This is a genomic window from Microbulbifer mixtoriginis (SeqCode), from assembly GCF_052467235.1.
On sequence record NZ_CP174305.1, the window covers coordinates 1,331,545 to 1,354,468 of the forward strand.

Below are 22,924 nucleotides of genomic sequence, written 5' to 3' on the forward strand. Positions count from 1 at the left end.
AGAATAGTAATGGCAGTAAAGGAATACCTAAGCACCCAGCGTTCCTGCACTACCTGCCCCTATTGTGGGGTGGGCTGTGGAGTAACTATTAACAAGGAAAAGCGGCAAAGTACTTCTGTAATTTCCGTCACAGGTGATAAACAACATCCCTCTAATTTTGGCCGTTTGTGTGTTAAGGGCTCAGCCCTTGGGGAGACACTCGGTGAGCATGGGAGACTCTTACGCCCACATTTGCATGGCGAAGCCTGTGACTGGGATACCGCTATGTCTTATGTGGCCAATGAATTCGCCCGCAATATTCACGAACACGGCCCGAATTCAGTAGCTTTTTACCTTTCCGGGCAACTCCTTACTGAAGACTATTATGTTGCTAATAAATTAATGAAGGGGTTTATTGGCAGCGCCAATATTGATACCAATTCACGCCTTTGCATGTCCTCAGCCGTAGCAGGATACAAGCGCGCCCTGGGTGCAGATGCCGTGCCCTGTTGTTATGAGGATCTGGAAGAGGCAGACCTTATTGTTTTAATAGGCTCTAACGCCGCTTGGACCCACCCGATACTGTTCCAGCGTATGCAGGCAGGCAAGGCCAAAATAGTAGTCGTTGATCCGCGGGCTAGCGCTACCACCGAGATGGCCGATCTGCACTTGGCGATAAATCCCGGCAGTGACGCAGCACTGTTTAATGGTCTGCTTAATTTCCTCGCCCAGCACAACCGCCTCAATCACCACTATATTCAGCATCATACCCAAGGCTTTGAGCTGGCTCTGGAAGCGGCCCAGCACTGGTCCCTTCAGCAAACTGCACTGAGTTGTGGTGTACCTGCAGAAAAGTTATTAGCTTTCTTCCGTTTGTTTGCCGAAACGGAAAAAACACTTAGCTTTTACTCACAGGGGGTTAATCAATCCAGTAGCGGCACAGACAAAAACAATGCAATCATTAACTGCCACCTGGCAACAGGTCGCATTGGCCAGATTGGAGCTGGTCCTTTCTCTATTACCGGCCAACCCAACGCGATGGGGGGGCGTGAAGTAGGCGGCCTGGCCAATATGCTCGCCGCCCATATGGAGTTTAAAGAGAGTGATATCGATCGGGTGCGACGCTTCTGGGATGCTCCCAATATGGCACTGGCCCCCGGACTAAAAGCGGTGGATATGTTCCATGCAGTGGAGACCGGCCAAATCAAAGCAATCTGGATTATGGCCACTAATCCCGCCGTGAGTTTGCCTGAAGCAGAGAGGGTGACTGAGGCACTACGTAAATGTCCACTGGTGATTGTTTCCGATTGCATCGCCGATACCGATACCGCCCGCTGCGCCGATGTACTACTGCCGGCCACCGGCTGGGGAGAGAAAAATGGCACAGTTACCAATGCAGAGCGGCGTATTTCCCGGCAGCGCACTTTTATCGATCCCACTGGAGAAGCGCGTCACGACTGGCAGGCTATCTGTGATTTGGCCAGCCGCCTAGGGTTCCGCGAGCAGTTTAACTTTGCCCACCCCGCAGATATCTTTCGAGAACATGCACAATTGTCCGGTTTCGAAAATAATGGCAGTCGCGCCTTTGATATCTCACTCTTTAGTAATATCGAGCAAAATGAATACGATGCGCTTGAACCAGTACAGTGGCCGGTAAATCGGGAAAATCCCCAGGGTAGTGCACGATTATTTGGCAATGGAAAATTTTTCACTGAAACTGGTCGAGCCAATTTTATTGCTGTCAAGCCGCGTACACCCCAGCAACAAATAAGTCCTAGTTATCCCCTATGGCTAAACAGCGGCCGCATACGTGACCAATGGCACACCATGACCCGTACCGGCCGCGCGCGGAAATTGCTGGATCACAGTGAGATTGCCGAAATTCAGATAAACCCCAGAGACGCGCGTAAATACGGTATAGACGAGGGCGTGTTGGTAGAGTTACACAGTGCCCAGGGTAAAATGTGCGGACGTGCGGTATTAAACAGTGGCCAAAAACCCGGTGAGCTATTCGCTCCTATTCATTGGAGCCAGACCTTGGCCCAAGAGTCTAAGGTCAGCGCTCTTGCCGGGGCAGAGGTAGACCCAATTTCCGGTCAGCCCGAATTCAAACAGGTACCGGTTCAGCTGAAAGCCCTCGCCTGTAAGAGCTTTATCACCCTTATTTGCCCGGAACCACTGGCACAAAACCTTTGGCGCTGGCTACAGACCCATATGGAAGAAAATCTACTGCACTGGTATCGAGTGCCCTGTCAAAATGGATATCGCTTTGAGTTGGCGCTCAGCACCCCTTTGGATGGTCGCCAACTGGGTGCCCAATTACTACAAAAAAAACCAGATATACGCTGGCAGCAAATAGAGACCTTAAATAGCCAGCGTTGGCTCGCTTATAGCGAACAAATAGAGCTGCTTATTTTTTCCAGTAATGATTGGCAGACACTTCCTGATCGACGCACCCTGGAACGCTACCTACAACTGGAATTACCTGAAAACCCTGCCCAGTTTCTCCAGGCAATTCCACCAGGTGAGCGCATAGTATGCACCTGTATGCAGGTTTCACGTCCACAGATTGAAAAAGCAATCAACCAGGGGGTCAATTCCATTGATGCGCTGGGTGACGCTCTGGGTTGCGGGACCCGCTGTGGTTCCTGCAAGCCAGAGATTTCCCAGCTGTTGCGCACGAGACTGCAGCATAATACACAGAACCACGCAGTTGCGGCGGTGCTGGAAACAGAGATTGTCAGATCGGCAAAAAGTCTGCGTGAGAAATTTGATAAGGTTTATAGTGCTTAAGACCAATATTGTTCGATAAATTCATATCCAAATGCGCGGATTGCGGTTTTCTCAACCAGCACTCCGCGCAAAGACATAGCACTAGTCGCAATACACGCCCCACCTGGCCCATAAAGCCTCACACCCCCTACACTTAGAGCCGTTAATACACTGGCGCAGATATTTGGATCAAAGGTTTCAAACACAGCCATTATTGGCTTTTAGCAGCGGTGGCGGTTATTTGTATTATTTTTTATTCGCCAGATTAGCGCCCGCCACAATTATAAGGAATTCCAGTGTTCAAAATTCAACATATTGACCATGTAGTGCTGAGGGTTAAATCCCTGGCTGCAATGCGCGATTTTTATGAAGGAGTCCTCGGCTGCACCATGGAGCGAGAGAATAAGGAGTTGGGTCTCTATCAGTTGCGCGCAGGGCACTCATTAATCGATCTGGTTCCAGTTGATCAAGGCATCGGTCGCGAGGGTGGTGCAGCCCCAGGCATAGAGGGGCGTAATTTACATCATTTCTGTTTGCGTATAGACCCTTTCGAAGCCGATAAAATCATTGCTTATTTGAAGGGGAAGAATATTGAACCCTCCGCGCCACAACAGCGCTACGGTGCCGAAGGCCTGGGCCCATCAATTTATATTTATGATCCCGAGCAAAATTTAGTGGAACTCAAAGGCCCCCCCAAATTATTGAAATAACAGTATCCATCATTCGCCAGAGAGACATGCAACGATGAAAACCGAAGTGATCGAATATGCAGTAGGTGGCAAGTCCTATAGCGGCTATCTCGCCTGGGACGACACAACTCCAAAAAAACGTCCCGGCGTTATGCTGGTTCACGAATGGTGGGGTCACAATGCCTTTGTACGCGAGCAGGCGGAAAGGCTCGCCGGACAGGGTTACTGTGCATTTGCGGTGGATATGTTTGGTAGTGGCAGGCAAACCGATGATCCCGCTGAAGCCCAGCAGTATCGCGATGAGGCACTTGAGAATCCTGTATCCCTCGAGGCATGTTTCCGCACCGCCCTCACCCTGCTTCAACAGCATAAAGTTGTCGAGGAAACTCAAGTCGCTGCTCAGGGCTATTGCTTTGGTGGTGGCGTAGCCTTGAGCATGGCACGCCTCGGTGTGGAACTTCGTGGCGTGGTCAGCTACCACGGAGCCCTGGCCAGCGAGGTTCGTACCAAAAAAGGGGGAGTCCAAGCGGAATTATTGGTTTACACCGGTGGTGCCGATAGCATGATCCCACCGCAACAGGTCGGCGCTTTTGTGGCGGAGATGCAGGAGGCCGAGGCCAAATTTACCCTGGTGAGCTACCCCGGCGTATTACACGGCTTCACCAATCCTGCCGCAACTGAGCGCGGGCAGAAATTTGGCCTGCCGCTGGCCTATAACCAGGAAGCCGCGCAGGACGCACGGCTGGGCACTCTGGATTTTTATCGGAAAATTTTCCAGTAATTTCAATCAAATATCTCAGGGGTCGAATAGTTCACCCCGTAAAAATACTCCGCTACTTGCCAATATCCAGATAGCGCGCCCCAGCCCCCTGCTCTGCAGCTTGGTCCCCTGGATTGCGGAGCGGGCAGCTCTCCATGGAAAGACAGCCGCAGCCAATACAGCCTTCCAAACGGTCGCGTAGCTGGGTCAGCTGGCGAATGCGTTGGTCCAGTTCCTCACGCCAGCCGGCGGAAAGTTTGGCCCAATCCTTCGCGGTGGGTGTACGCCCATCAGGCAGATTAGACAGGGCCTCGCGAATTTCGGCGAGGGGAATACCAGTGCTCTGTGCCACCTTGATAATGGCCACACGTCGCAATACGTCCCGCGAGTAACGCCGCTGATTGCCGCTGGTGCGCCAGCTGCTGATCAGCCCTTTACTTTCATAAAAATGCAGCGCACTCACCGCCACATCACTACGCTCTGCAACCTCACCTACGGTCATCTCACGACGGCATTTCTTGTTTCCACAAACCGACTCTTTCTTTTCACTGGTATCAGACATCAGATGTCTCCGACAACTATTGACCTCAATATTGCTTGAGGTTTTACACTGCGCAGCATTCCATTGCAAGCCCAGGGAGAATCATGATGAACCGTAACAGCAAACAAACCTACCCAGTCATAGAAGTACCGGCTACAACTGCCACTTCCCTTTTAGTGGCAGCACAAAGTCAAAGTATCAGCCTGGCGGTGCAAGAGGGGCTATGCCAACCAATCACCTCCATGAGCGTAGAGAATAGAGAAACCGATAGCGGAGGGCGCCGGTGATACTTAACAGCGCAGCACCAACCCGCGAAATGGCGGAATCAGCTATACCGGTGCCGATGCGATTCACATTGCTGTGCCTGGCGGCGCTCACAATTATGTCTGGTGCCACCATAGCGCCATCCTTACCGGCACTGGAGGCACATTTTGCCCAGCATGACGATATTGCCCTGCTCAGTCGCCTGATTTTGAGCCTACCGGCATTAATGATCGCTCTATTTGCACCTATCGCCGGGTTTATATCCGACCGTTATGGTCGCAGGAAATTGCTGTTACTGGCGGTAACTATTTACGCCCTGGCCGGCATCTCTGCACTGTTACAGGAAAGCTTGGTGGGACTTTTGGCCAGTCGCATCCTTCTGGGAATTGCAGTGGCGGGCACAATGACTTCAGTCACCGCCCTGGTTGGTGACTATTTCAGCCCCATTCAAAGACAAACCTATATGAGTCAGCAGGGCGCCTTTATCAGCCTCGGCGGAGTTGTCTTCCTTTTGGCCGGTGGACTCTTGGCAGATTTACATTGGCGCGCGCCCTTTGCTATTTATGCAGTGGCACTACTACTAATCCCTGCCGTGTTGCGTTTTCTGCCAGAACCTACACGCAATCGCATTGAACCACTCCCCAACAATGTCACGAATGGAAATCCCGATTGGCCAGCATTCGCCTTGTTGCTGGGTGCAGCCCTACTAAACAGCCTTATCTTTTTCCTGATTCCCACACAGCTCCCATTCCTGCTAAAAGAGATTGGAGCAAACACCCCCAGCCTCGCGGGCATTGCCATTGCTGCCAGCAATTTAATGGGTGCCCTGGCTTCACTGGTTTTCTACCCTCTGGCACGTAACTACTTGGGAAAAAGTGGCGTTTTTGTGTTAGGTTTTACTGTTATGGCCTGTGGTATGGGGCTGATCGCCGAGGCAGATTCATTTAATGCGATAATAATGGCCACCGCGATTTACGGCTGCGGTATGGGGACATTGATCCCCCATATTTTCGCCACCGGGCTGGAATCTGCCACTCCCAATATTCGTGGGCGAATATCTGGAGCTCTCGCCGCCAGTGTTTTTATCGGACAATTTATCTCACCATTTATCAGCCAGCCCTGGATAGAACGTTTTGGCCTCGCCAGTGGTTTTTCCGCAGCCAGCACTGCGCTGCTACTTTTAGCCTCCCTGGCACTGCTCCTGCATTGGTTAAAACCGAAGCCCTCCGCAAAAATGTTTTTGCAGTAGGATCTATACACACTAAAAATATTTTGGCCGAGCTGCCTGTAAGGCCACGCTTAGGAGAGAAAGTGAAACCGATAATTTCTGTTAGAGATCTCGACAAGACATATAGTGGTGGGTTTAACGCCCTAAAAAGTATTGACTTGGATATTCAACGGGGTGAGATCTTCGCACTGCTCGGCCCCAATGGTGCCGGCAAAACGACTCTGATCAGTATAATCTGTGGCATCGTCAATCCTGGTCAGGGCAACGTTACAGTCAATGGTTACGATATCCAGCGTGATTACCGCCATGCACGGCGCGAAATTGGCTTGGTCCCCCAGGAAATTGCCACAGATTCCTTTGAGAGCGTGCTTGGCGCAATTCAATTTAGCCGCGGCTTGTTTGGCAAGCCACCCAACCCCGCTTACCTGGAGAAAATCCTTCGACAGCTTTCCCTATGGGAAAAAAGAGACAACAAAATTGTCACCTTGTCCGGCGGTATGAAACGACGCCTGATGATTGCAAAAGCCTTATCCCATGAGCCCAGCGTGCTCTTCCTGGACGAACCCACCGCCGGGGTCGATGTGGAACTGCGCCAGGATATGTGGGGGATGGTGCGCGACCTGCGCGACTCAGGCGTAACCGTTATTCTCACCACGCACTATATTGAAGAGGCGGAGGAGATGGCCGACCGGGTCGGTGTCATTAATCGCGGTGAATTAGTATTGGTTGAAGATAAAAAAACTTTGATGCAAAAAATGGGGGAAAAAGAGCTCAGTCTGCAATTACCCACGCCTCTGGAAACTATTCCTGACAGCCTCTCCGACCTGCCACTGCGCCTCAACGGAGATGGTAGTGAACTCATCTATCGCTTCGATATCAAGAGTGAAAATACCGGTATTACGGAATTCCTTCGCCGCCTCACCTCTGCAAATATTGAATTTCGCGATTTATATACCAGGGAGAGTTCTCTCGAAGAAATATTTGTCAATCTGGTGCACTCTGCACAGCACCAAGGCGAGGAGCAACTCAGTGGGGAGGCACAATAATGAACTGGTATGGTATTGCGGCAATTTACAAATTTGAAATGTCACGGACTTGGCGCACATTGATACAAAGTGTCGCTTCTCCGGTACTCTCCACATCCCTGTACTTTATTGTTTTTGGTGCCGCTATCGGCTCGCGTATGGGAGACATCGAAGGTGTGAGCTACGGGGCCTTTATTATCCCAGGCTTGTTGATGTTGGCGCTTTTGGGAGAAAGTATTGCCAACGCCGCCTTCGGCATCTTTTTCCCGAAATTTTCAGGCACTATTTATGAAGTGCTATCGGCACCGGTATCCCCCTTTGAAATTGTCGCCGGCTATGTCGGCGCTGCGGCCAGCAAGTCAATTCTGCTCGGGCTACTAATCCTTCTCACCGCGCGATTTTTTGTGGACTACGAAATCCTTCATCCATTCTGGATGGTCACATTTCTGGTGCTAACCGCCGTTAGTTTTAGCTTATTCGGCTTTATTATCGGCATCTGGGCCGATGACTTCCAAAAACTGCAAATTATTCCGCTAATGATTATTACCCCCTTAACCTTTCTCGGTGGGGCTTTTTATTCCATCAGTATGCTGCCGGAGTTCTGGCAAAAAGTGACTTTGTTTAATCCGGTGGTTTATCTGATCAGTGGTTTCCGCTGGGCATTCTACGGTGTGGCCGATGTAAACCTGGGCCTCAGCGTGGGAATGACATTACTCTTCCTTTTCCTATGCCTGGTAACAGTCTGGTGGATTTTCCGCACCGGTTACCGCATTAAAACCTGATCGGTGAGAGTTTAGGGATGGAGGAATTTCACGAAGGTGGCTGTGCCTGTAGTGTTGTACGATTTCGCGCCACTGGCCAGCCGCGCCGAGTGAGCCTCTGTTCCTGTAGCTGGTGTCGGAAACGCACCGGTAGCTTAATAGGCGTATCAGTGTATTTCGAAAAAAACAATGTAGAGTTCATTCGAGGCGAGCTGAAAAGTCACCGGTTAATGTCCGATGCAGGCCGTTGGATAGAGTGCCAATTTTGTGGGCAATGCGGCAGCGCCCTCAGCTGGACACTGGAATTTCTCCCAGAGTTTCGCGGCCTAGCTGGGGGCGCCTTCGACGACCCGGTATTTATCCGACCAGAGCGTTACGTCTACTACCAAAACAAGCCGGGCTGGCTGGAAATAAGCGGCGATATCAACCGTTGCCCAGCGATGCCGGAAAACCCCAACCAGTAGCTTGTCAGCGGTACCCCCGCATAAAAAGCGCCACTGCCTTGCGCACCCGCTCGCGCCGCTCATCCTCCGCCTGTACCTCACAACAACCGATCAATACCCGCATGTGCCGGCAACCCAGCAGTATGCCCATAAAGTCCTCGGCGGCCTCGGCCGGGTCTGCCACCTGCAGCTTGCCCATCTCGGTGGCGCGGCGCAGCAACTGCTCAATATCTCGAAGGATGCGCTGGGGGCCCGCATCGAAAAACAACTGAGCAAGTTTTGATTCCTGCGCCGCCAGAGCACATAAAAGCCGTAACAGGCGGATACTATCCTCGCTATCCACCATGCTTAGAAAAGCCTGACCAATGCGCTCCAGTACTTCTGCCACCGAATCCCCCTCTTTCAGATCGAAAATGGGTAGGGGCATCATCATCTCGCAGCGGGAGGTAATCGCAGCACTGAACAGCGTCTCTTTATCGGAGAAATGGCTGTACACCGTCAGTTTCGATACGCCCGCAGCAGAGGCCACCGCATCCACACTGGTAGCGGCAAAGCCTTTGGTCAGAAACAGCTCTTTGGCTGCATCGAGAATGGCCTGGCGTTTGGCCAGATCCTTGGGACGCCCGCGCTGGGCGGCCGTCTGAGTCTGTTCAGACATAGCACTCCATATACTGGACTCGCCAGTTTAATAAATTTACTATACTCGCTAGTATAACATTACCGGCCGCCCGGCCATGACTCGTCCACTTCCGGACTTACCTTGTCGCCTCGCCGCCGAGGAAGGGAGCCCCTATGTACCGATCGCTACTCTTCGCTGCCCTGTCGTTCAGCCTGCTGTTGTCCGCCTGCGCGCCATCAGAGTCCACCGAACAATTAGAAAAACCCCGCCCAGCGGTGATGGTCCAGCCACAAGTGGCCAGTGCCCAACAGGATTTTTATCCCGGCGAGGTGCGAGCCCGCTTCGAACCCGCTTTGGCCTTTCGCATCAGTGGCAAATTACAGCGGCGCCTGGTTAATGTAGGCGACCGTGTTGAGCAGGGCCAACCGCTGGCTGAACTGGATACCGAAGACCTGCTCCTACAACTGGATTCCGCACGCGCACGCCTCACCTCCGCCGTGGCAGACCAGCGCCTGGCCAGCAGCGAGCTGGGGCGCCACCGCAAACTATTGGAGCGCCAGCTGGTCAGCCAATCACAGTTCGATGCGGTGGAGACCCGTTTCGAAGCCAGCGATGCGCGCCTGCAACAAGCCAAGGCGCAATTAGACGTAGCGCGTAATCAAGCCGCCTATGCGGAACTGAAAGCTCCAGAGAGCGGTGTTATCGCCCGCCGCATGGCCGAGGCTGGCCAGGTTGTCGCCGCTGGTCAGGGGATTTTCGAACTTGCCGCCGACGGCGAACGCGAAGTGCGCATCGATTTACCGGAGCAGGCAATTAGCCATTTCCGTGTCGGCCAACCTTTGACCGTAGAACTCTGGTCGCAGCCCGGTAAATCCTTCCCCGCCCAGGTGAGGGAACTCTCCCCAGCCGCAGATCCGGTATCCCGCACCTTTGAAGCACGCGTGGCCTTTACCAATAAGACCACCGGCATTGAAATAGGTCAGAGCGCCCGAGTATTCGTGCCCAAAGCAGTGGCCACCGATGTTTTACAAGTACCCATGTCGGCAGTGAGCGCCGATAACGGCAAAGCCTTTGTCTGGGTACTGAACCGCGAACAACAAACCCTGCATAAAACCGAAGTCACCGTAGGTGCCTTCGGCCAAGAATTTGTACCGATTTTCTCTGGCCTGCGCGCCGATGATTGGATCGTTGCCGCTGGTACGCACTTGTTATTGGAGGGACAACAGATTCGCCCCGTGGACCGTATGAATCGCCCGATCGATCCGGACCGCGCGCTTGCCCAGCAGGACTAACTAAGCACCACCCCAAAATAACAACTGGACTGAACGCTAAAACGCGCTCCGATGAAATTGCCGAAGCACTGTTAGTTCGATCAATCCGTGCTTCCATACAGAGAAATAACCATGGGCTTTAACCTTTCCGAATGGGCGCTGAAAAACCGCCCGCTGGTACTCTACGCCATGATCGTGCTGGGATTGCTGGGCGCTGCCTCCTACACACAACTTGGGCAAAGCGAAGACCCTCCCTTCACTTTCAAGGTAATGGTGATCAATACCCTTTGGCCCGGCGCCAGTGCCGAGGAGGTGTCCCGTCAAATTACCGAGCGGGTGGAGAAAAAACTGCTGGAGACTGGTGACTACCAGCGCATCTCCTCTTTCTCCCGTCCCGGCCAATCCCAGGTGTTGTTCGTCGCCCGCGACGATATGCACTCGCGCTACATTCCCGATCTCTGGTATCAGGTACGCAAAAAGGTCAGGGATATCCGCCACACCCTGCCACCGGATATCCAGGGCCCGTTTTTTAATGATGAATTCGGCACTACTTTCGGCAATATTTATGCGCTAACCGGCAGCGGTTTCGATTACGCCCTGATGAAAGACTATGCCGAGCGCCTGCAGTTGGCACTGCAGCGGGTCAAGAATGTAGGCAAGGTGGAATTACTGGGGCTGCAAGATGAAAAAATCTGGGTGGAAATTTCCAATACCAAGCTCGCCTCTCTGGGGATTCCCCTCAGTGCAGTGCAAAGCGCACTGCAGTCGCAAAATCAGGTCGCCGATGCGGGCTTTGTAGATACGGTGAGCGACCGCGTACGCATTCGCGTTAGCGGTCAATTTCACTCGGTCGATGAAATTCGCCGCTTCCCCATCACTGCCGGCGGACGCACCCAGAGGCTGGGTGATATTGCCGAAGTACACCGCGGTTTCAGCGATCCTGCACAACCGCGCATGCGCTTTATGGGCGAGGACGCCATCGGCCTGGCCGTTTCCATGAAAGAAGGCGGTGATATCCTCAAGCTGGGCAAACAGCTGGACGCCACCTTTGCCGAGTTGCAGGAAGATCTGCCGATCGGCATGCAGTTACGCAAGGTGTCCGACCAACCCGCGGCGGTGAAACGCGGTGTGGGGGAATTCCTGCAAGTATTGGCGGAGGCACTGGGCATTGTCCTGCTGGTGAGTTTTTTCTCTCTCGGCAGCCGCCCCGGCTTAATCGTGGCGCTATCGATACCATTGGTGCTGGCCATGACTTTCGCACTGATGAATTACTTCAATATCGGCTTACACAAGATTTCTCTGGGCGCCCTGGTACTTGCCCTTGGCCTGATGGTGGACGATGCCATTATCGCCGTGGAAATGATGGCCATTAAAATGGAGCAGGGGCTCAGTCGCCTGAAAGCCGCCGGCTTCGCCTGGACCAGTACCGCCTTCCCCATGCTCACCGGTACCTTAATCACCGCCGCCGGTTTCCTACCCATTGCCACGGCGGAATCCGGCACCGGGGAATACACCCGCTCAATCTTCCAGGTGGTCACGCTTTCCCTGGTTGTCTCCTGGATTGCCGCAGTCATATTCGTGCCCTACCTGGGCCATTACCTTTTGCCCAATCTGGCTCGCCACAATCACAGTGGCGAGGTTCAGGACCCCTACCAGAAGCCCTTTTACCAGCGCTTTCGCCGCCTGATTACCTGGTGCCTGCGCCACCGCAAAACTGTCATAGTGGCAACCCTGACGATCTTTATTGGCTCCCTGGCACTTTTCCGCCTGGTGCCCCAGCAGTTCTTCCCCTCTTCCGGGCGTTTGGAGCTGTTAGTCGATCTCAAGCTGGCCGAAGGCGCTTCGCTGAAGTCCACCGAGTACCAGGCCAAGCGACTGGAATCTCTGCTGGATAAAAACGACCTGGTGGAAAACTATGTGGTGTATGTGGGCACCGGTTCGCCGCGTTTCTATCTGCCATTGGACCAGCAGTTACCCGCGGCCAGCTTTGCCCAGTTTGTAGTGATGACACGTAACGTAGAGGAGCGCGAACAGGTACGCAGCTGGCTGATCGAAACCATGGAGGAGGAATTCCCCACTCTGCGCAGCCGGGTATCCCGCCTGGAAAATGGCCCACCGGTTGGCTATCCAGTGCAGTTCCGCGTCTCTGGTGAGCATATTGGTGAAGTGCGCAGCCTGGCCCGTCAGGTTGCCGAGCGCGTGCGGGAAAATGCCAAGGTCACCAACGTCCACCTGGATTGGGAGGAACCCAGTAAAACCGTCAACCTGAATATCGATCAGGACCGCGCCCGCGCTATGGGCGTGAACAGTGCCTCGCTCTCCCGCGCCCTGCAAAGCTCACTTACCGGTATTACCGTTAGCCAATACCGCGAAGACAATGAGCTGATTGACGTGCGTGTGCGCGGCGACGAGCAGGAACGCTACGCCCTCAGCCAACTGGGTAACCTGGCGGTGCAAACCGACAGCAGCCGCAGTGTCCCCCTGAACCAGATTGCCACCCTGGAGTACGGCTTCGAGGAAGGGATTATCTGGCACCGCGATCGCCTGCCCACCGTCACAGTACGTGCCGATATTTATGGTGAAGAACTGCCCGCAACCGTGGTGAATGAAGTCTGGCCGCGCCTGCAGAACATTCGAGAGCAACTGCCACCGGGCTACCTTCTGGAAGTTGGTGGCAGTGTGGAGGAATCCGAGCGTGGACAAAAATCAGTGAATGCCGGTATGCCGCTATTTGTCCTGGTGGTATTCACCCTACTGATGCTGCAGCTGCGCAGTATGTCCTTGTCCACCATGGTCTTCCTCACCGCGCCTTTGGGACTGATCGGGGTTACCTTGTTCCTGCTGCTGTTCGGCAAACCCTTCGGTTTTGTCGCCATGCTCGGCACCATTGCCCTCGCCGGTATGATTATGCGCAACTCCGTCATTCTGGTGGATCAAATACAGCAAGATATCAGCCAGGGCTTGAGTACCTGGGAGGCAATTATTGAGTCCACTGTGCGGCGTTTCCGCCCGATCGTTTTAACCGCTCTGACTGCGGTATTGGCGATGATTCCACTGTCACGCAGTGACTTCTTCGGCCCCATGGCTGTCGCCATTATGGGGGGACTAATCGTTGCTACTGGCTTGACCCTGATCTTCCTGCCAGCTCTCTATGCAGCTTGGTTCCGAGTGCGAGAGGAGAAAACAGAGATAGCAGTAGAAACTCCAACGGAGTTAAATGGTGCTGAACCCCAAGCATCCTGATAACTACAGATGCTTTAATAGCCGGGCTCAAGAAAGCCCCTAAACAAAAAGGCCCAGATAGAAATATCCGGGCCTTTTTATTTCAGCAACTTTTAATAGTCACCATCAATATGGGATCAAGACTTCTTGGATTTTGCAGCCAGGGAGTCATACACAATACCAGTCCATATATCTGGTGTCATAAAACCCTGTCCATACTGTTCGTCAAAATCTTTGGTGGGTTTGGCAGCAATGACTTGGTCACGGCTTTGGCCATTATCGACCAGCTTCTGGATACGATCCCTCAGGGTCTCCAACATATCCCGTTGCACTTTTAACTCCGCAGGACTACTCAGAGGGCCATGTCCTGGAATGATTTTGGTGTTTTCGCCAGAAAGCGCCAATGCGGTGTCCATCGCTTCAATCATGCCATCCACCGAACCACCAGATGAAAGATCGATAAATGGATAAGTGCCATTAAAATAGATGTCACCCATATGAATCACATCGGCTTCGGCGAAATGCACAATAGAGTCACCATCGGTATGGGCTGGGCCAACATGCTGCACCTTCACCTCATCGCCATTCCAGTGAAAAGTAGTGGCATCGGTAAAAGTGATTACCGGCAGTGCTGCCGGCGGTGAGGGCTCAACCTTACGCTTAAAAGCCTCAATAAACTGTTCGGTACTCACACGTTTACGTACATTCTCATGGGCAACGATCAGGGCACCGCTTTTACCCAGATTTTCATTGCCGCCAGTATGATCGCCATGCCAATGGGTATTGATCACAAAGCGCAGCGGCTGATCTGCCAAACCCGCCACCGCTTTCTGTATTTTTGCAGTGAGTGGCGCATATTGGTCATCCACCATAAAGGTGCCGTCCTCTCCGACCAGTACTGCAATATTGCCGCCAGCCCCCTGGAGCATATAAACATTTCCTGCCACCGGCTCACTACTAATTTCTACTTTGGCAAAGCGGTCTTCCGCCAATACCGGGGGGCTGATTAGAGACGCTAACAGCACCCCAATACCTGCAATCTGCTTCATAAACATTTCTCTGTTGTTATTGTCATATTGTTTTTGCGATGTTGCTCAATTTAGGAAGCCCGTTCAAGTAGCTTTGGTTCTACCTTCGGCTCCCGACTGGGCAACATACTCATCAATACATCCGGGCGGTCGGTAACAATACCATTCACTCCCATATCGATATAGCGCTGTAGATCAGCCCGCCCATTTACAGTCCATACAGAGACGTGCAGGTTAAGCTTACGCGCCGCACGCATAGTGCCCCTGGAAACCACATTGAGCCCCCAAAATTGCATGGGCAATTGCATAGTTTGATAACGGGGTGCTAGCAGGCTTTCCGCACGCAGTAACTGAGCAAAAAATAAAAGGGTCGCCTCCCAGCTTGTAGAACCGGTCGCCGTCTCCGGGCTCAATCGTCGAAATTCCAGTAGAACCTTGTGATTAAATGAGGAGACGATAACCTGACTGTTCTTGCCAGTACGCTCGAGCAAAGCGCTCAACTGTCGTGCGGCCCGTAACTGTTTACTTTTTATATCCAATATTAGTGGCGTCTTACCCACTATCTGTAAAGTCTCTTCCAGGGTAATTATTTTCAAAGGTTTATGTCGATAGGGGTAGGATTCTTGATCACGACTCCAGTGGTAAGCTGCATTTAAGTTACGCAGTTGAGCCAGGGTAAAGTCCTCTATAAACCCACTACCATTGGTTGAATCTTCCAAATCAGGATCATGACGTAAAACCAAATGCCCGTCAGCACTAAGCCAAACATCTATTTCAATAGCATCCACCCCCTGCATCACCATATTTTGCAAAAATTCCTGAGTATTCCCCGGGAAAAGCCCATTGCCACAATCATTGCCATGTGCGATAACCATAGGCCCTTTGCATGAAGGTAGTTTTAATGCTGATTTTGGCGCAATGCCCGAGCGGGCATGTAAGAACAACACAAGCAAAAGAAAGAAAAAAATAAGTAACATTGACATCTATTTCAAAAACCTAAGATCAATAAAAAGACGCTAAATTGATTTATCCGGGCAGCAATCATTACTTAAATAGCAGTCAGACACTAGCGGCTCCTCCTGTAGACACTTCTTTCTCAACATTTATTTGTGAATTGGAGTGGCTTACTGGTGATTTCGACTTATCCGATGCAATATCTAATTCTGGAGCTTTACGAAACTGCCAATAAGTATGCTGCAACCAAAGAGGCAGAAATATTATTAGGTCATAGATACGATTAAGTACTGTGCCACAATTTATTGTAATAACCGCCAGAAGACGTAAGCCCACTGATAACACATTCAGGAAAAATACTAAGACACTACCAAACACCGTGCGGGCAGAAGAAACAAATTGTTCCAAGGGTATTGCGATAAAGGCCAGGACCAAAGGGAGCGTGAAACCCAACATCATTTGTACGAGCCCGAGAGACCAGTAAGCGTTTACCTCAGTAACAGCAGAACCGCTCGTTTCGGATAACCCCGTAAGCAACTGATCCTGTTGCAACAGTAACTCCCTTGAGAGTGATAGTCCCGCCTCAATAGAGGCCATACACAAGAGTAGAAGCATCCCAAACCACAGCAAACGCTTCCGTACTGAATCAGTTAATGCGGAGATCGAAGGAAATAATCGCGTAATCCGCAAACACTCCATAACCACAATACCAGTGACAATTTGTATGAAGATTAAAACCAAAGCAGCAATATCCGCTGTTCCATATCCCCCCAGAAAGCTGTTACTTCCAATGATTTCTGCCACTGGCCTGGCAATTAATTGATGATTCAACCAAATCCCTGCCATTATCAAAAACAATACCAGTGAAGAGATAAAAAAACGACTAAAAAACGAGGTGGATAGAAGGCGTAAACTACGATCACTCTCCTGTAATATCTCCTCGTAGCGTGTCATATGCTCATCCAATACCTTGCTACGGTAAATTACAGATTCCACACTCTTATTTATTCTTCCCAGAGTTTTCAATATGGAACGCCAACCAGGCATCATGCGCTTTAGTAGTTGATGGCGCTCTCTTATAGACTCCCGATAAGATTCCAGAGCTTTGCTTTCAGCCTTGCGCATAGAGTGATTAATAGTCTCCAGCACATCCGCTACAACCGTATCATCTGGAGTAGGAATTTCCGCCACAGAGCGGATTGCCCGGGCCCAGCTGGATGGCTCTGGAGGAACCTCTGCACTACGCACATAATCATCATCTATGGTTGCCATCTGCTCACACAAATGGCGATGCAATGTAGGATATTGTGCCATATCCCGTTTTAAACTACTTTCTATTCGCTCAAACTCCCTCTCAATTTGCCACTCTGTTACCTCACGACCTCTAGCCAGCAGTACCGCTCGATTGCGTTCGCGTAGGCCCTGTCCGGCAACATCAACAGCGTTTGCAGAAAATAATAATGAGCGATGACACAGCCTTGCCAGGGAATAAATAGTCCTATGGACAGGCCCTCTGGCCAAGAAAAATGTAATAACCGCCAAACTAACCCATAACCAGGGCGGTAGTGTCTCAAATAGGTGACTCATGACGTTACTTTTCCCTGTAGAACCGAGCGATATCACATCCTAACAGCTGAAGCTATGACAATCGCCTAAAATGTCACACTTTGCGTTGCTATATTGCGTCACTTGCTAGCAGGCATGATTCACTATCTATTTATTGCTTCCTAATGGTAAAAATTGGACCACAGTCATCCCAGCATTACTACTCACAATATTCACCCTGGGAATAACATAATCCAGTGTTCATATCAGTACTTTCCCGCCTACCAAAAAATTTCAACCTCATCTAAAGACTACATCAGTGGCATATTCCACAGGCCACCTGAAAAACAATCACTAAGTAACTACACTCATACGCGTATTTTAACTTCAGAGTTAAATTTGCTACATATTCACAACCAAGCGTTAGAAAGAAGGGACCTAAGAAAGCAACGCCCACACACACCAACTATCCCCGACCATCCACACCCAACGAAAATTCAAAAACAAAAAGCAAAACTCAGTCAATCACATAGAATTCAACCAATAATATTTAATGACGACATCATTCACAGCCGCCTTACTTTGAAATAAAAACAGGCATCATATTTTCCAGAACACCTCACACCCACGACTACACTCCAAACTAAATTCTCAGCAAATGAGTTATTTTTCCCTAAACAAAGAGGTACTTAGCGTTAACAGTAATATTTTTTGAGGTCTTCAAAGATCAACCAGGAAACTTAAACGACAGGAGTCGACAACGGATTTCGCTCTTCGAGTTGAGAGCTATCCATTTGTTTCAAGGAGAGGTACGAGGTATATGCCGGTTCTTTTTTTTAGCAATTCCGGCCTTCAGGGCGATCTTTTATTTTCACTGTTTTCTCAGTCTATTCCCATGCCATGGGAGAAAGCCTGTATAGGAAAACAAAGGCACTGTCTACAACACTACGAGGCGATAATCATTGATTGCTGGCAGATTGGCATCAACAGCTACTCTAAGGATTTTCTTTCTGATTTAAAAAAAATCAGACACCCAAAAGCAATTCTCATTAACTTTCCTGCCGACCTCCCAACCCACATCTCAGAAAAGCTGCGGCAAAGTGGTTTTTATTTGTTGTGTGACAATAACATCAGCCAGGAAAAACTTATTCAAAGACTCAACACAGCTATTCACAGCTGTGAAAGTAGTCACGCTGATAGTTCGCAGTCCCCTCTTCCTCTCACACGAAGAGAGCAGGAAATCCTGGGGCAGCTAACAACGGGAGAACCCAATAGTGTCATCGCTACGAAGCTACACCTTAGCGAACACACCGTTAAAAATCACATGTATAACATTTTTCGGAAAATCGGCGTAAAGAATCGCTTACAAGCCAGTAACTGGGCAAAACTCAATCTCCAGGAAGAGAGAATATGAGATTAACCCCGCTGATTTTCATTCTCTTCACAACTGCAGGATTTGCTCAAGATGACACCAGAGTTCCTCCTGCAGACACGGACTCAGGAAGGTTAGAGGATGAAATCAGCGGGTTTAATATCGACAGAACTATTACTCGAACAGGCCACGACTTTGCCAGATACCTCAGTGAATATAGAAATCTTAACTATCCGGATGCCACTTACAATTTAACAGTTTACGAACGCCCTTCAGCTCGCTGGGGAAACTTAATATGGGTTACCTATAACGACAAAATTGTATTTCGACGCTTTATCAGTCCAAGTACCAACAATATTCATCGCCTTGCAGATGAAGCAGCCCAATATATAAATCAAGCGGTCTTAAAAGATCGTGTGAGCAGTGCCCTAATAGATAATTTTGATTTGGGAAAGGACGAATTCTAATGAACAAAAAATACCTCATTTATCCAGCTAGCCTGGTAGCTACCCTATTCTCATGTAGCTCTGTAATCGCAACCGAATTAATTTATGAGCCAGTGAACCCGAATTTTGGCGGTAATCCTCTAAATGGGACCTTCTTACTGCAAAACGCGCAATCTCAGGATAGCCATGAAGATCCTGACAAGCATAACAGTCTCTACGAACAACCAAGTGCTCTGGATCGCTTTACTGACTCACTGGAAACAAGACTACTCAATCAACTACTAACAGATGTCGGCGACGGTAATAGTGGCGAATTGATCACCGACGATTTTATCGTACAGATCGTCGATAACGATGGAGTTCTTACGGTACTAATCACCGACAGAAGTACAGGGGATAAAAGTGAGATCGTTGTCAGTGGACTCAACCCCACGAATTAGATAAGAATCAACACGGAAGGAAAACTGGCAATGCGCAATGCAATAAAAAAAGCCCTAGCCTTGCCCGCACTGGCGTTTACTCTCACACTAGGTGGATGCTCAGCATTTAAAAGCCTTGGTGATGCCCTATTTGGACCAGGGCGGACTGATGCCATGCTGACTCCACGAATGAACACCTATCGGGACTTGGTGAATCTTCCTGAACCTAAAGGGAAGATATTGGCTGCGGTATATAGTTTCCGCGACCAAACCGGACAATACAAACCAGCACCAAATAGCAGCTTCTCTACTGCAGTCACTCAGGGTGGAGCCGCTATGTTGACCGATGTACTCAATGAATCCGGATGGTTTATCGCATTGGAGCGGGAAGGTTTACAAAACCTCTTGACCGAGCGAAAAATCATACGCGCCGGACTTACTAAGCCCGATGCCCCGGTCAACAACAATATTCCTCTGCCAACGCTAATTGCCGCCAATGTGCTTTTAGAGGGGGGGATTGTCGCCTACGATCAAAATATTCAAACCGGTGGTGCCGGAGCAAGATACTTTGGCATCGGTGCCAATGAGCAATATCGTGTCGACCAGGTGACAGTCAATCTAAGGGCTATTGATATACGCTCAGGCAGAATATTACATTCTGTATTGACATCAAAAACTGTTTACTCAAAAGCAATCAGTGCCGATGTATTTCGTTATGTTAAATTTCGGCGCTTATTGGAAATGGAAGCCGGGGTAACGTATAACGAGCCGGCACAACTTGCTATGCTTTCAGCCATGGAATCTGCAGTGATTCACTTGATCAGTGAGGGGATTGTGCACAATTCCTGGGCCTTGGCGAATCCCGATGAAATTAACAATCCCATACTGCAATACTATTTAAACGACAGCACCGTTATTATGTGATAGTGAACTGGGATCAGGCAGCACAACGAGGTAGAGTAAGTTATGCTTGGCAGTCAGAAAAATCACCTCTTATCCCTTCCAATATTCATCGGGTTGTGTACCGGGGGATATACAAAAAGTTGTACCGCTTCTGATTTGGATGCCAGCAGTGAACTCGCCTTAAGCAGCGAATTGAGCGCAGCTAATCTTCTATCAGTCTCCAATCTCACAGTAATCAACCAAGAAGGTGGCGTGAACAATGTTAACGTACGGCAATCGGGTCGAACTAATTATACTTCTGCTCATCAAGATGGTAATAGAAACAGTCTTTCTGTAACACAGGCAGGTGAAAATAACATTGTACTTTCACGTCAAATAGGGGAACAAAACCTGAGTGGATTGATTCAGGTTGGCTATGAAAATCTGATTAATATTGAGCAATATGGTGCAGGTAACTCTGCAGGCATCTCCCAGTTTGGCACACAGAACAGTGCTCATGTGGAAGAGATTGGTATGCTACACAAGGTTAATATCTATCAAAGTGGTCATGGCTTACACACCTCTGTAACGGTAATAGGCACTGCGACCACTACTTCCATCCGACAATTTGACTGAAATTACGCACGTCTACCCCCTTAATCTAACACCTTAAATAAGTGCCAGAGTTACCAGCTTGACCGCCCCCTATTAAAACATCTTGACGACAAAAATAAATCTGAAGAAAAAAGCCTATTTTTGCCATATTCTTCAACCCTGTGATCCAGAACGATCTATCTGCGTAAAAACTAAAGTAGTAACCATTTGAGCAGATCATCCCCCTATGAAACCTGATTTTTTTGAAGACTAAATCACACATTAAAAATCAAACCGCAACAAAAGAACTATATTCCTATCTATTAGTGACTTATGTCCTATAGCGTATCTTCGCTTTACAGACAAAACTCATTACATATCTGATCAAATGTTGTTTTACACCTCTTGGACATTTTGTCATGCAGACATTAGGTTGTTTAGAGATCAATTTCTCAAAGCCAAACTGGCCCTCTCTCAAGAGTGGTCCCCAATGTAGTATCTGGGAGACACCATACCTCCCCATAGGCACAAGAGTAGTTAAGCCAATCAAGTAAATTAGCATTTTGAAGTATTAATCGCTGATTATTTTATTCAGCCAGAATTCAACGATGTAGCTATTCCAGGAATTTAGGAATCCTGCATTGTGAATCCATGACATCTGGATGATGTCAGTAATTTCAGCACTGTGCGTGCTGGATCAAAACGTCAAGAGTAAAGGAGTATCGCATGAAGGCGTTAACACCAATCGCAGCTGCAATTCTTATCGCTACAAGTGGCAGTGTTTTTGCGGCAGGTAACACCACCTTACAAAACCAAGCTGGTATTGGTAACGTGGCTACATCTACCCAGGTAGGTCCGGGTGTCGATAATAACCTGGTTGTTCAAACTCAAATTGGCAACTTCAATGACTCTAACGCACTGCAAACTTTCGGCAGTGACACCAATGTTATCAACCACTTTCAAACCGGCAACCTGAACAGTGCCGATTCCATACAAAGTGGCGGAGCTTTGAATGCTGCCTCTATTACCCAAGTAGGTGACGGAAATGTCGGCATTACAGATCAGTCCGCGTCCTTTGCATCAGCGGCACTAATTAATCAAGCTGGAGATGTTAACTTTGGCTTGGTAACTCAAGCTGCATCAACCCTGGATCTTGCAGCCATTAACCAATTAGGCACTGCAAACTTTGCAACAGTAACTCAAATTCTTAGCGCTGGAAATACCGCAGTTGCCAATCAGGCTGGCACTCTTAACATTGCTAATATTGCCCAGGTTTTTGCTGCTGGAAATACCGCGGTTGCTAATCAACTTGGCACTCTTAACATTGCTACCCATGCACAATCAGGTTTACTGAATAGTTCAAACTCTTCACAAGCCGGAATCCTAAATAATGCTCTCGTTCTTCAAGCAGGCTTAGGTAACGACTCACTGATGCTTCAGGCTGGTTTTGGTAACTTCTCTGCACATGCGCAAGTTGGTGCTTTCAACGATGCATTCTCCGCTCAAGCTGGAATTCTTAACGTATCCACCATCACCCAAACAGGTATAGGTCATGATGCTGCGACCTCGCAGCTTGGGCTCGCAAACGTTCATACCACAATCCAGTTTGGGTTAAATGAAACCGCCGTAGCAAATCAAGCTGGAGCCTTCAACGTCGGCTTCATTCTACAGTAGCTCTTACTGTAGTTCCTTAGAGAGAGAATATCCTTTGGCGGCCGCTATTTGGCCGCCTTTTTTCTATCTAATTGAAGGAAACTTCCCAGAACCACAGAGTAACAATTTAATTAAGTTAAATCGACGTCAGACTAAATCAATTTTAGCACTATACAAATCCCCCTCGGTTAAGTTGTCACTCAATTAGCCGCCCCCCAAAAGAGCACACTTTTTTCCTAGTTTATTAAAACTAATCTCCCATGGCTGCATCATTTTTTTCCTACAACACTCTAATCAGCATCAAGTTGATATTCACGAGGGTGCCATGTCTATTAAAGAATTTCATAGTGGGAACTCTTCCCCAATTGATTACTTCGATTAAACACCCTTAAATTTTTCCTCTACCCAGGAAGAGTTAACTCACAAATATTTTTGATGCTGTATTGATATTTTCTCT

21 protein-coding genes are annotated in these 22,924 nt (G+C 49.5%); 16 read left to right on the forward strand and 5 right to left on the reverse strand.

Annotated features, from left to right (window positions below; genetic code table 11):
* Positions 1 to 9: 9 nt before the first annotated feature.
* The 3 genes from ACJJIO_RS05940 (at position 10) to ACJJIO_RS05950 (ending at position 4,221) form a co-directional block, all read left to right on the forward strand.
* Positions 10 to 2,772, forward strand: coding sequence for a nitrate reductase (locus ACJJIO_RS05940; protein ID WP_444910426.1), 2,763 nt, complete (start codon positions 10 to 12; stop codon positions 2,770 to 2,772).
* Positions 2,773 to 3,047: 275 nt separating this feature from the next.
* On the forward strand, positions 3,048 to 3,461 hold the full coding sequence (locus tag ACJJIO_RS05945; RefSeq protein WP_444910427.1) for a VOC family protein: 414 nt from the start codon (positions 3,048 to 3,050) through the stop codon (positions 3,459 to 3,461).
* Positions 3,462 to 3,495: 34 nt separating this feature from the next.
* Positions 3,496 to 4,221: a dienelactone hydrolase family protein gene (locus ACJJIO_RS05950; protein ID WP_444910428.1), complete on the forward strand. Its 726-nt coding sequence runs from the start codon at positions 3,496 to 3,498 to the stop codon at positions 4,219 to 4,221.
* A 52-nt stretch (positions 4,222 to 4,273) separates the two neighbouring features.
* Here the strand turns inward: ACJJIO_RS05950 and soxR are convergent, their stop codons facing one another.
* Positions 4,274 to 4,762 (reverse strand): redox-sensitive transcriptional activator SoxR, encoded by a 489-nt coding sequence (gene soxR, locus ACJJIO_RS05955; protein WP_444889479.1) that lies wholly within the window; start codon positions 4,760 to 4,762, stop codon positions 4,274 to 4,276.
* Positions 4,763 to 4,845: 83 nt separating this feature from the next.
* Here soxR and ACJJIO_RS05960 point away from each other — a divergent pair, with 83 nt between their 5' ends.
* The 5 genes from ACJJIO_RS05960 to ACJJIO_RS05980 all read left to right on the forward strand — a co-directional run bounded on the left by ACJJIO_RS05960 (position 4,846) and on the right by ACJJIO_RS05980 (position 8,483).
* A complete protein-coding gene (locus ACJJIO_RS05960) occupies positions 4,846 to 5,028 on the forward strand; it encodes a hypothetical protein (RefSeq protein WP_444887121.1) in 183 nt (60 codons plus the stop codon).
* A complete protein-coding gene (locus ACJJIO_RS05965; protein WP_444910429.1) occupies positions 5,025 to 6,254 on the forward strand; it encodes an MFS transporter in 1,230 nt (409 codons plus the stop codon). The genes ACJJIO_RS05960 and ACJJIO_RS05965 overlap by 4 nt, the downstream gene beginning before the upstream one ends.
* Before the next feature lie 62 nt (positions 6,255 to 6,316).
* Positions 6,317 to 7,279, forward strand: a complete 963-nt coding sequence (locus tag ACJJIO_RS05970; RefSeq protein ID WP_444910430.1) for an ABC transporter ATP-binding protein — start codon at positions 6,317 to 6,319, stop codon at positions 7,277 to 7,279.
* The gene (locus ACJJIO_RS05975) at positions 7,279 to 8,040 is read left to right on the forward strand and encodes an ABC transporter permease (protein ID WP_252083213.1); all 762 of its coding nucleotides are present in this window, start codon (positions 7,279 to 7,281) and stop codon (positions 8,038 to 8,040) included. The genes ACJJIO_RS05970 and ACJJIO_RS05975 overlap by 1 nt, the downstream gene beginning before the upstream one ends.
* A gap of 17 nt (positions 8,041 to 8,057) precedes the next feature.
* Positions 8,058 to 8,483, forward strand: a complete 426-nt coding sequence (locus ACJJIO_RS05980; RefSeq protein ID WP_444910431.1) for a GFA family protein — start codon at positions 8,058 to 8,060, stop codon at positions 8,481 to 8,483.
* Positions 8,484 to 8,487: 4 nt separating this feature from the next.
* Here ACJJIO_RS05980 and ACJJIO_RS05985 read toward each other — a convergent pair whose 3' ends face one another.
* Positions 8,488 to 9,120: a TetR/AcrR family transcriptional regulator gene (locus tag ACJJIO_RS05985; RefSeq protein WP_252083215.1), complete on the reverse strand. Its 633-nt coding sequence runs from the start codon at positions 9,118 to 9,120 to the stop codon at positions 8,488 to 8,490.
* Positions 9,121 to 9,254: 134 nt separating this feature from the next.
* Between ACJJIO_RS05985 and ACJJIO_RS05990 the strand changes: the two genes are divergently transcribed.
* Both ACJJIO_RS05990 and ACJJIO_RS05995 read left to right on the forward strand, forming a co-directional pair.
* The gene (locus ACJJIO_RS05990) at positions 9,255 to 10,373 is read left to right on the forward strand and encodes an efflux RND transporter periplasmic adaptor subunit (RefSeq protein WP_444887125.1); all 1,119 of its coding nucleotides are present in this window, start codon (positions 9,255 to 9,257) and stop codon (positions 10,371 to 10,373) included.
* Between the two features lie 111 nt (positions 10,374 to 10,484).
* Complete coding sequence (locus ACJJIO_RS05995) at positions 10,485 to 13,595, forward strand: efflux RND transporter permease subunit (protein ID WP_444910432.1); 3,111 nt, start codon at positions 10,485 to 10,487, stop codon at positions 13,593 to 13,595.
* Positions 13,596 to 13,711: 116 nt separating this feature from the next.
* Here the strand turns inward: ACJJIO_RS05995 and ACJJIO_RS06000 are convergent, their stop codons facing one another.
* The 3 genes from ACJJIO_RS06000 to ACJJIO_RS06010 all read right to left on the reverse strand — a co-directional run bounded on the left by ACJJIO_RS06000 (position 13,712) and on the right by ACJJIO_RS06010 (position 17,143).
* Positions 13,712 to 14,623: an MBL fold metallo-hydrolase gene (locus ACJJIO_RS06000; protein WP_444910433.1), complete on the reverse strand. Its 912-nt coding sequence runs from the start codon at positions 14,621 to 14,623 to the stop codon at positions 13,712 to 13,714.
* Positions 14,624 to 14,673: 50 nt separating this feature from the next.
* Positions 14,674 to 15,477: a glycerophosphodiester phosphodiesterase family protein gene (locus ACJJIO_RS06005; protein ID WP_444910434.1), complete on the reverse strand. Its 804-nt coding sequence runs from the start codon at positions 15,475 to 15,477 to the stop codon at positions 14,674 to 14,676.
* A 184-nt stretch (positions 15,478 to 15,661) separates the two neighbouring features.
* A complete protein-coding gene (locus ACJJIO_RS06010; RefSeq protein ID WP_444910435.1) occupies positions 15,662 to 17,143 on the reverse strand; it encodes a hypothetical protein in 1,482 nt (493 codons plus the stop codon).
* 778 nt (positions 17,144 to 17,921) lie between these two features.
* On the opposite strand from ACJJIO_RS06010, the gene ACJJIO_RS06015 reads away from it, so the two are divergent.
* From ACJJIO_RS06015 to ACJJIO_RS06040, 6 genes are all read left to right on the forward strand, one after another.
* Positions 17,922 to 18,515, forward strand: coding sequence for a helix-turn-helix transcriptional regulator (locus ACJJIO_RS06015; RefSeq protein ID WP_444910436.1), 594 nt, complete (start codon positions 17,922 to 17,924; stop codon positions 18,513 to 18,515).
* Complete coding sequence (locus tag ACJJIO_RS06020; RefSeq protein WP_444910437.1) at positions 18,512 to 18,940, forward strand: CsgE family curli-type amyloid fiber assembly protein; 429 nt, start codon at positions 18,512 to 18,514, stop codon at positions 18,938 to 18,940. Before ACJJIO_RS06015 ends, ACJJIO_RS06020 begins: the two co-directional genes overlap by 4 nt.
* Positions 18,940 to 19,359, forward strand: a complete 420-nt coding sequence (locus tag ACJJIO_RS06025) for a curli assembly protein CsgF (RefSeq protein ID WP_444910438.1) — start codon at positions 18,940 to 18,942, stop codon at positions 19,357 to 19,359. The genes ACJJIO_RS06020 and ACJJIO_RS06025 overlap by 1 nt, the downstream gene beginning before the upstream one ends.
* A 30-nt stretch (positions 19,360 to 19,389) precedes the next feature.
* On the forward strand, positions 19,390 to 20,262 hold the full coding sequence (locus ACJJIO_RS06030) for a CsgG/HfaB family protein (RefSeq protein WP_444882677.1): 873 nt from the start codon (positions 19,390 to 19,392) through the stop codon (positions 20,260 to 20,262).
* A 42-nt stretch (positions 20,263 to 20,304) separates the two neighbouring features.
* Positions 20,305 to 20,856 (forward strand): hypothetical protein, encoded by a 552-nt coding sequence (locus ACJJIO_RS06035; protein ID WP_444910439.1) that lies wholly within the window; start codon positions 20,305 to 20,307, stop codon positions 20,854 to 20,856.
* A 684-nt stretch (positions 20,857 to 21,540) separates the two neighbouring features.
* On the forward strand, positions 21,541 to 22,488 hold the full coding sequence (locus ACJJIO_RS06040; protein WP_444910440.1) for a hypothetical protein: 948 nt from the start codon (positions 21,541 to 21,543) through the stop codon (positions 22,486 to 22,488).
* Positions 22,489 to 22,924: the final 436 nt, after the last annotated feature.

Coding starts and splice junctions, on each gene's coding strand:
- ACJJIO_RS05940 (WP_444910426.1), top strand. CDS start 10: ATGGCAGTAAAGGAATACCTAAGCACCCAGCGTTCCTGCACTACCTGC.
- ACJJIO_RS06025 (WP_444910438.1), top strand. CDS start 18,940: ATGAACAAAAAATACCTCATTTATCCAGCTAGCCTGGTAGCTACCCTA.
- ACJJIO_RS05960 (WP_444887121.1), top strand. CDS start 4,846: ATGATGAACCGTAACAGCAAACAAACCTACCCAGTCATAGAAGTACCG.
- ACJJIO_RS06005 (WP_444910434.1), bottom strand. CDS start 15,477: ATGGTTATCGCACATGGCAATGATTGTGGCAATGGGCTTTTCCCGGGG.
- ACJJIO_RS05975 (WP_252083213.1), top strand. CDS start 7,279: ATGAACTGGTATGGTATTGCGGCAATTTACAAATTTGAAATGTCACGG.
- ACJJIO_RS05950 (WP_444910428.1), top strand. CDS start 3,496: ATGAAAACCGAAGTGATCGAATATGCAGTAGGTGGCAAGTCCTATAGC.
- soxR (WP_444889479.1), bottom strand. CDS start 4,762: ATGTCTGATACCAGTGAAAAGAAAGAGTCGGTTTGTGGAAACAAGAAA.
- ACJJIO_RS06000 (WP_444910433.1), bottom strand. CDS start 14,623: ATGAAGCAGATTGCAGGTATTGGGGTGCTGTTAGCGTCTCTAATCAGC.
- ACJJIO_RS06040 (WP_444910440.1), top strand. CDS start 21,541: ATGAAGGCGTTAACACCAATCGCAGCTGCAATTCTTATCGCTACAAGT.
- ACJJIO_RS05980 (WP_444910431.1), top strand. CDS start 8,058: ATGGAGGAATTTCACGAAGGTGGCTGTGCCTGTAGTGTTGTACGATTT.
- ACJJIO_RS06020 (WP_444910437.1), top strand. CDS start 18,512: ATGAGATTAACCCCGCTGATTTTCATTCTCTTCACAACTGCAGGATTT.
- ACJJIO_RS06015 (WP_444910436.1), top strand. CDS start 17,922: ATGCCGGTTCTTTTTTTTAGCAATTCCGGCCTTCAGGGCGATCTTTTA.
- ACJJIO_RS05995 (WP_444910432.1), top strand. CDS start 10,485: ATGGGCTTTAACCTTTCCGAATGGGCGCTGAAAAACCGCCCGCTGGTA.
- ACJJIO_RS06030 (WP_444882677.1), top strand. CDS start 19,390: ATGCGCAATGCAATAAAAAAAGCCCTAGCCTTGCCCGCACTGGCGTTT.
- ACJJIO_RS06010 (WP_444910435.1), bottom strand. CDS start 17,143: ATGAGTCACCTATTTGAGACACTACCGCCCTGGTTATGGGTTAGTTTG.
- ACJJIO_RS06035 (WP_444910439.1), top strand. CDS start 20,305: ATGCTTGGCAGTCAGAAAAATCACCTCTTATCCCTTCCAATATTCATC.
- ACJJIO_RS05990 (WP_444887125.1), top strand. CDS start 9,255: ATGTACCGATCGCTACTCTTCGCTGCCCTGTCGTTCAGCCTGCTGTTG.
- ACJJIO_RS05985 (WP_252083215.1), bottom strand. CDS start 9,120: ATGTCTGAACAGACTCAGACGGCCGCCCAGCGCGGGCGTCCCAAGGAT.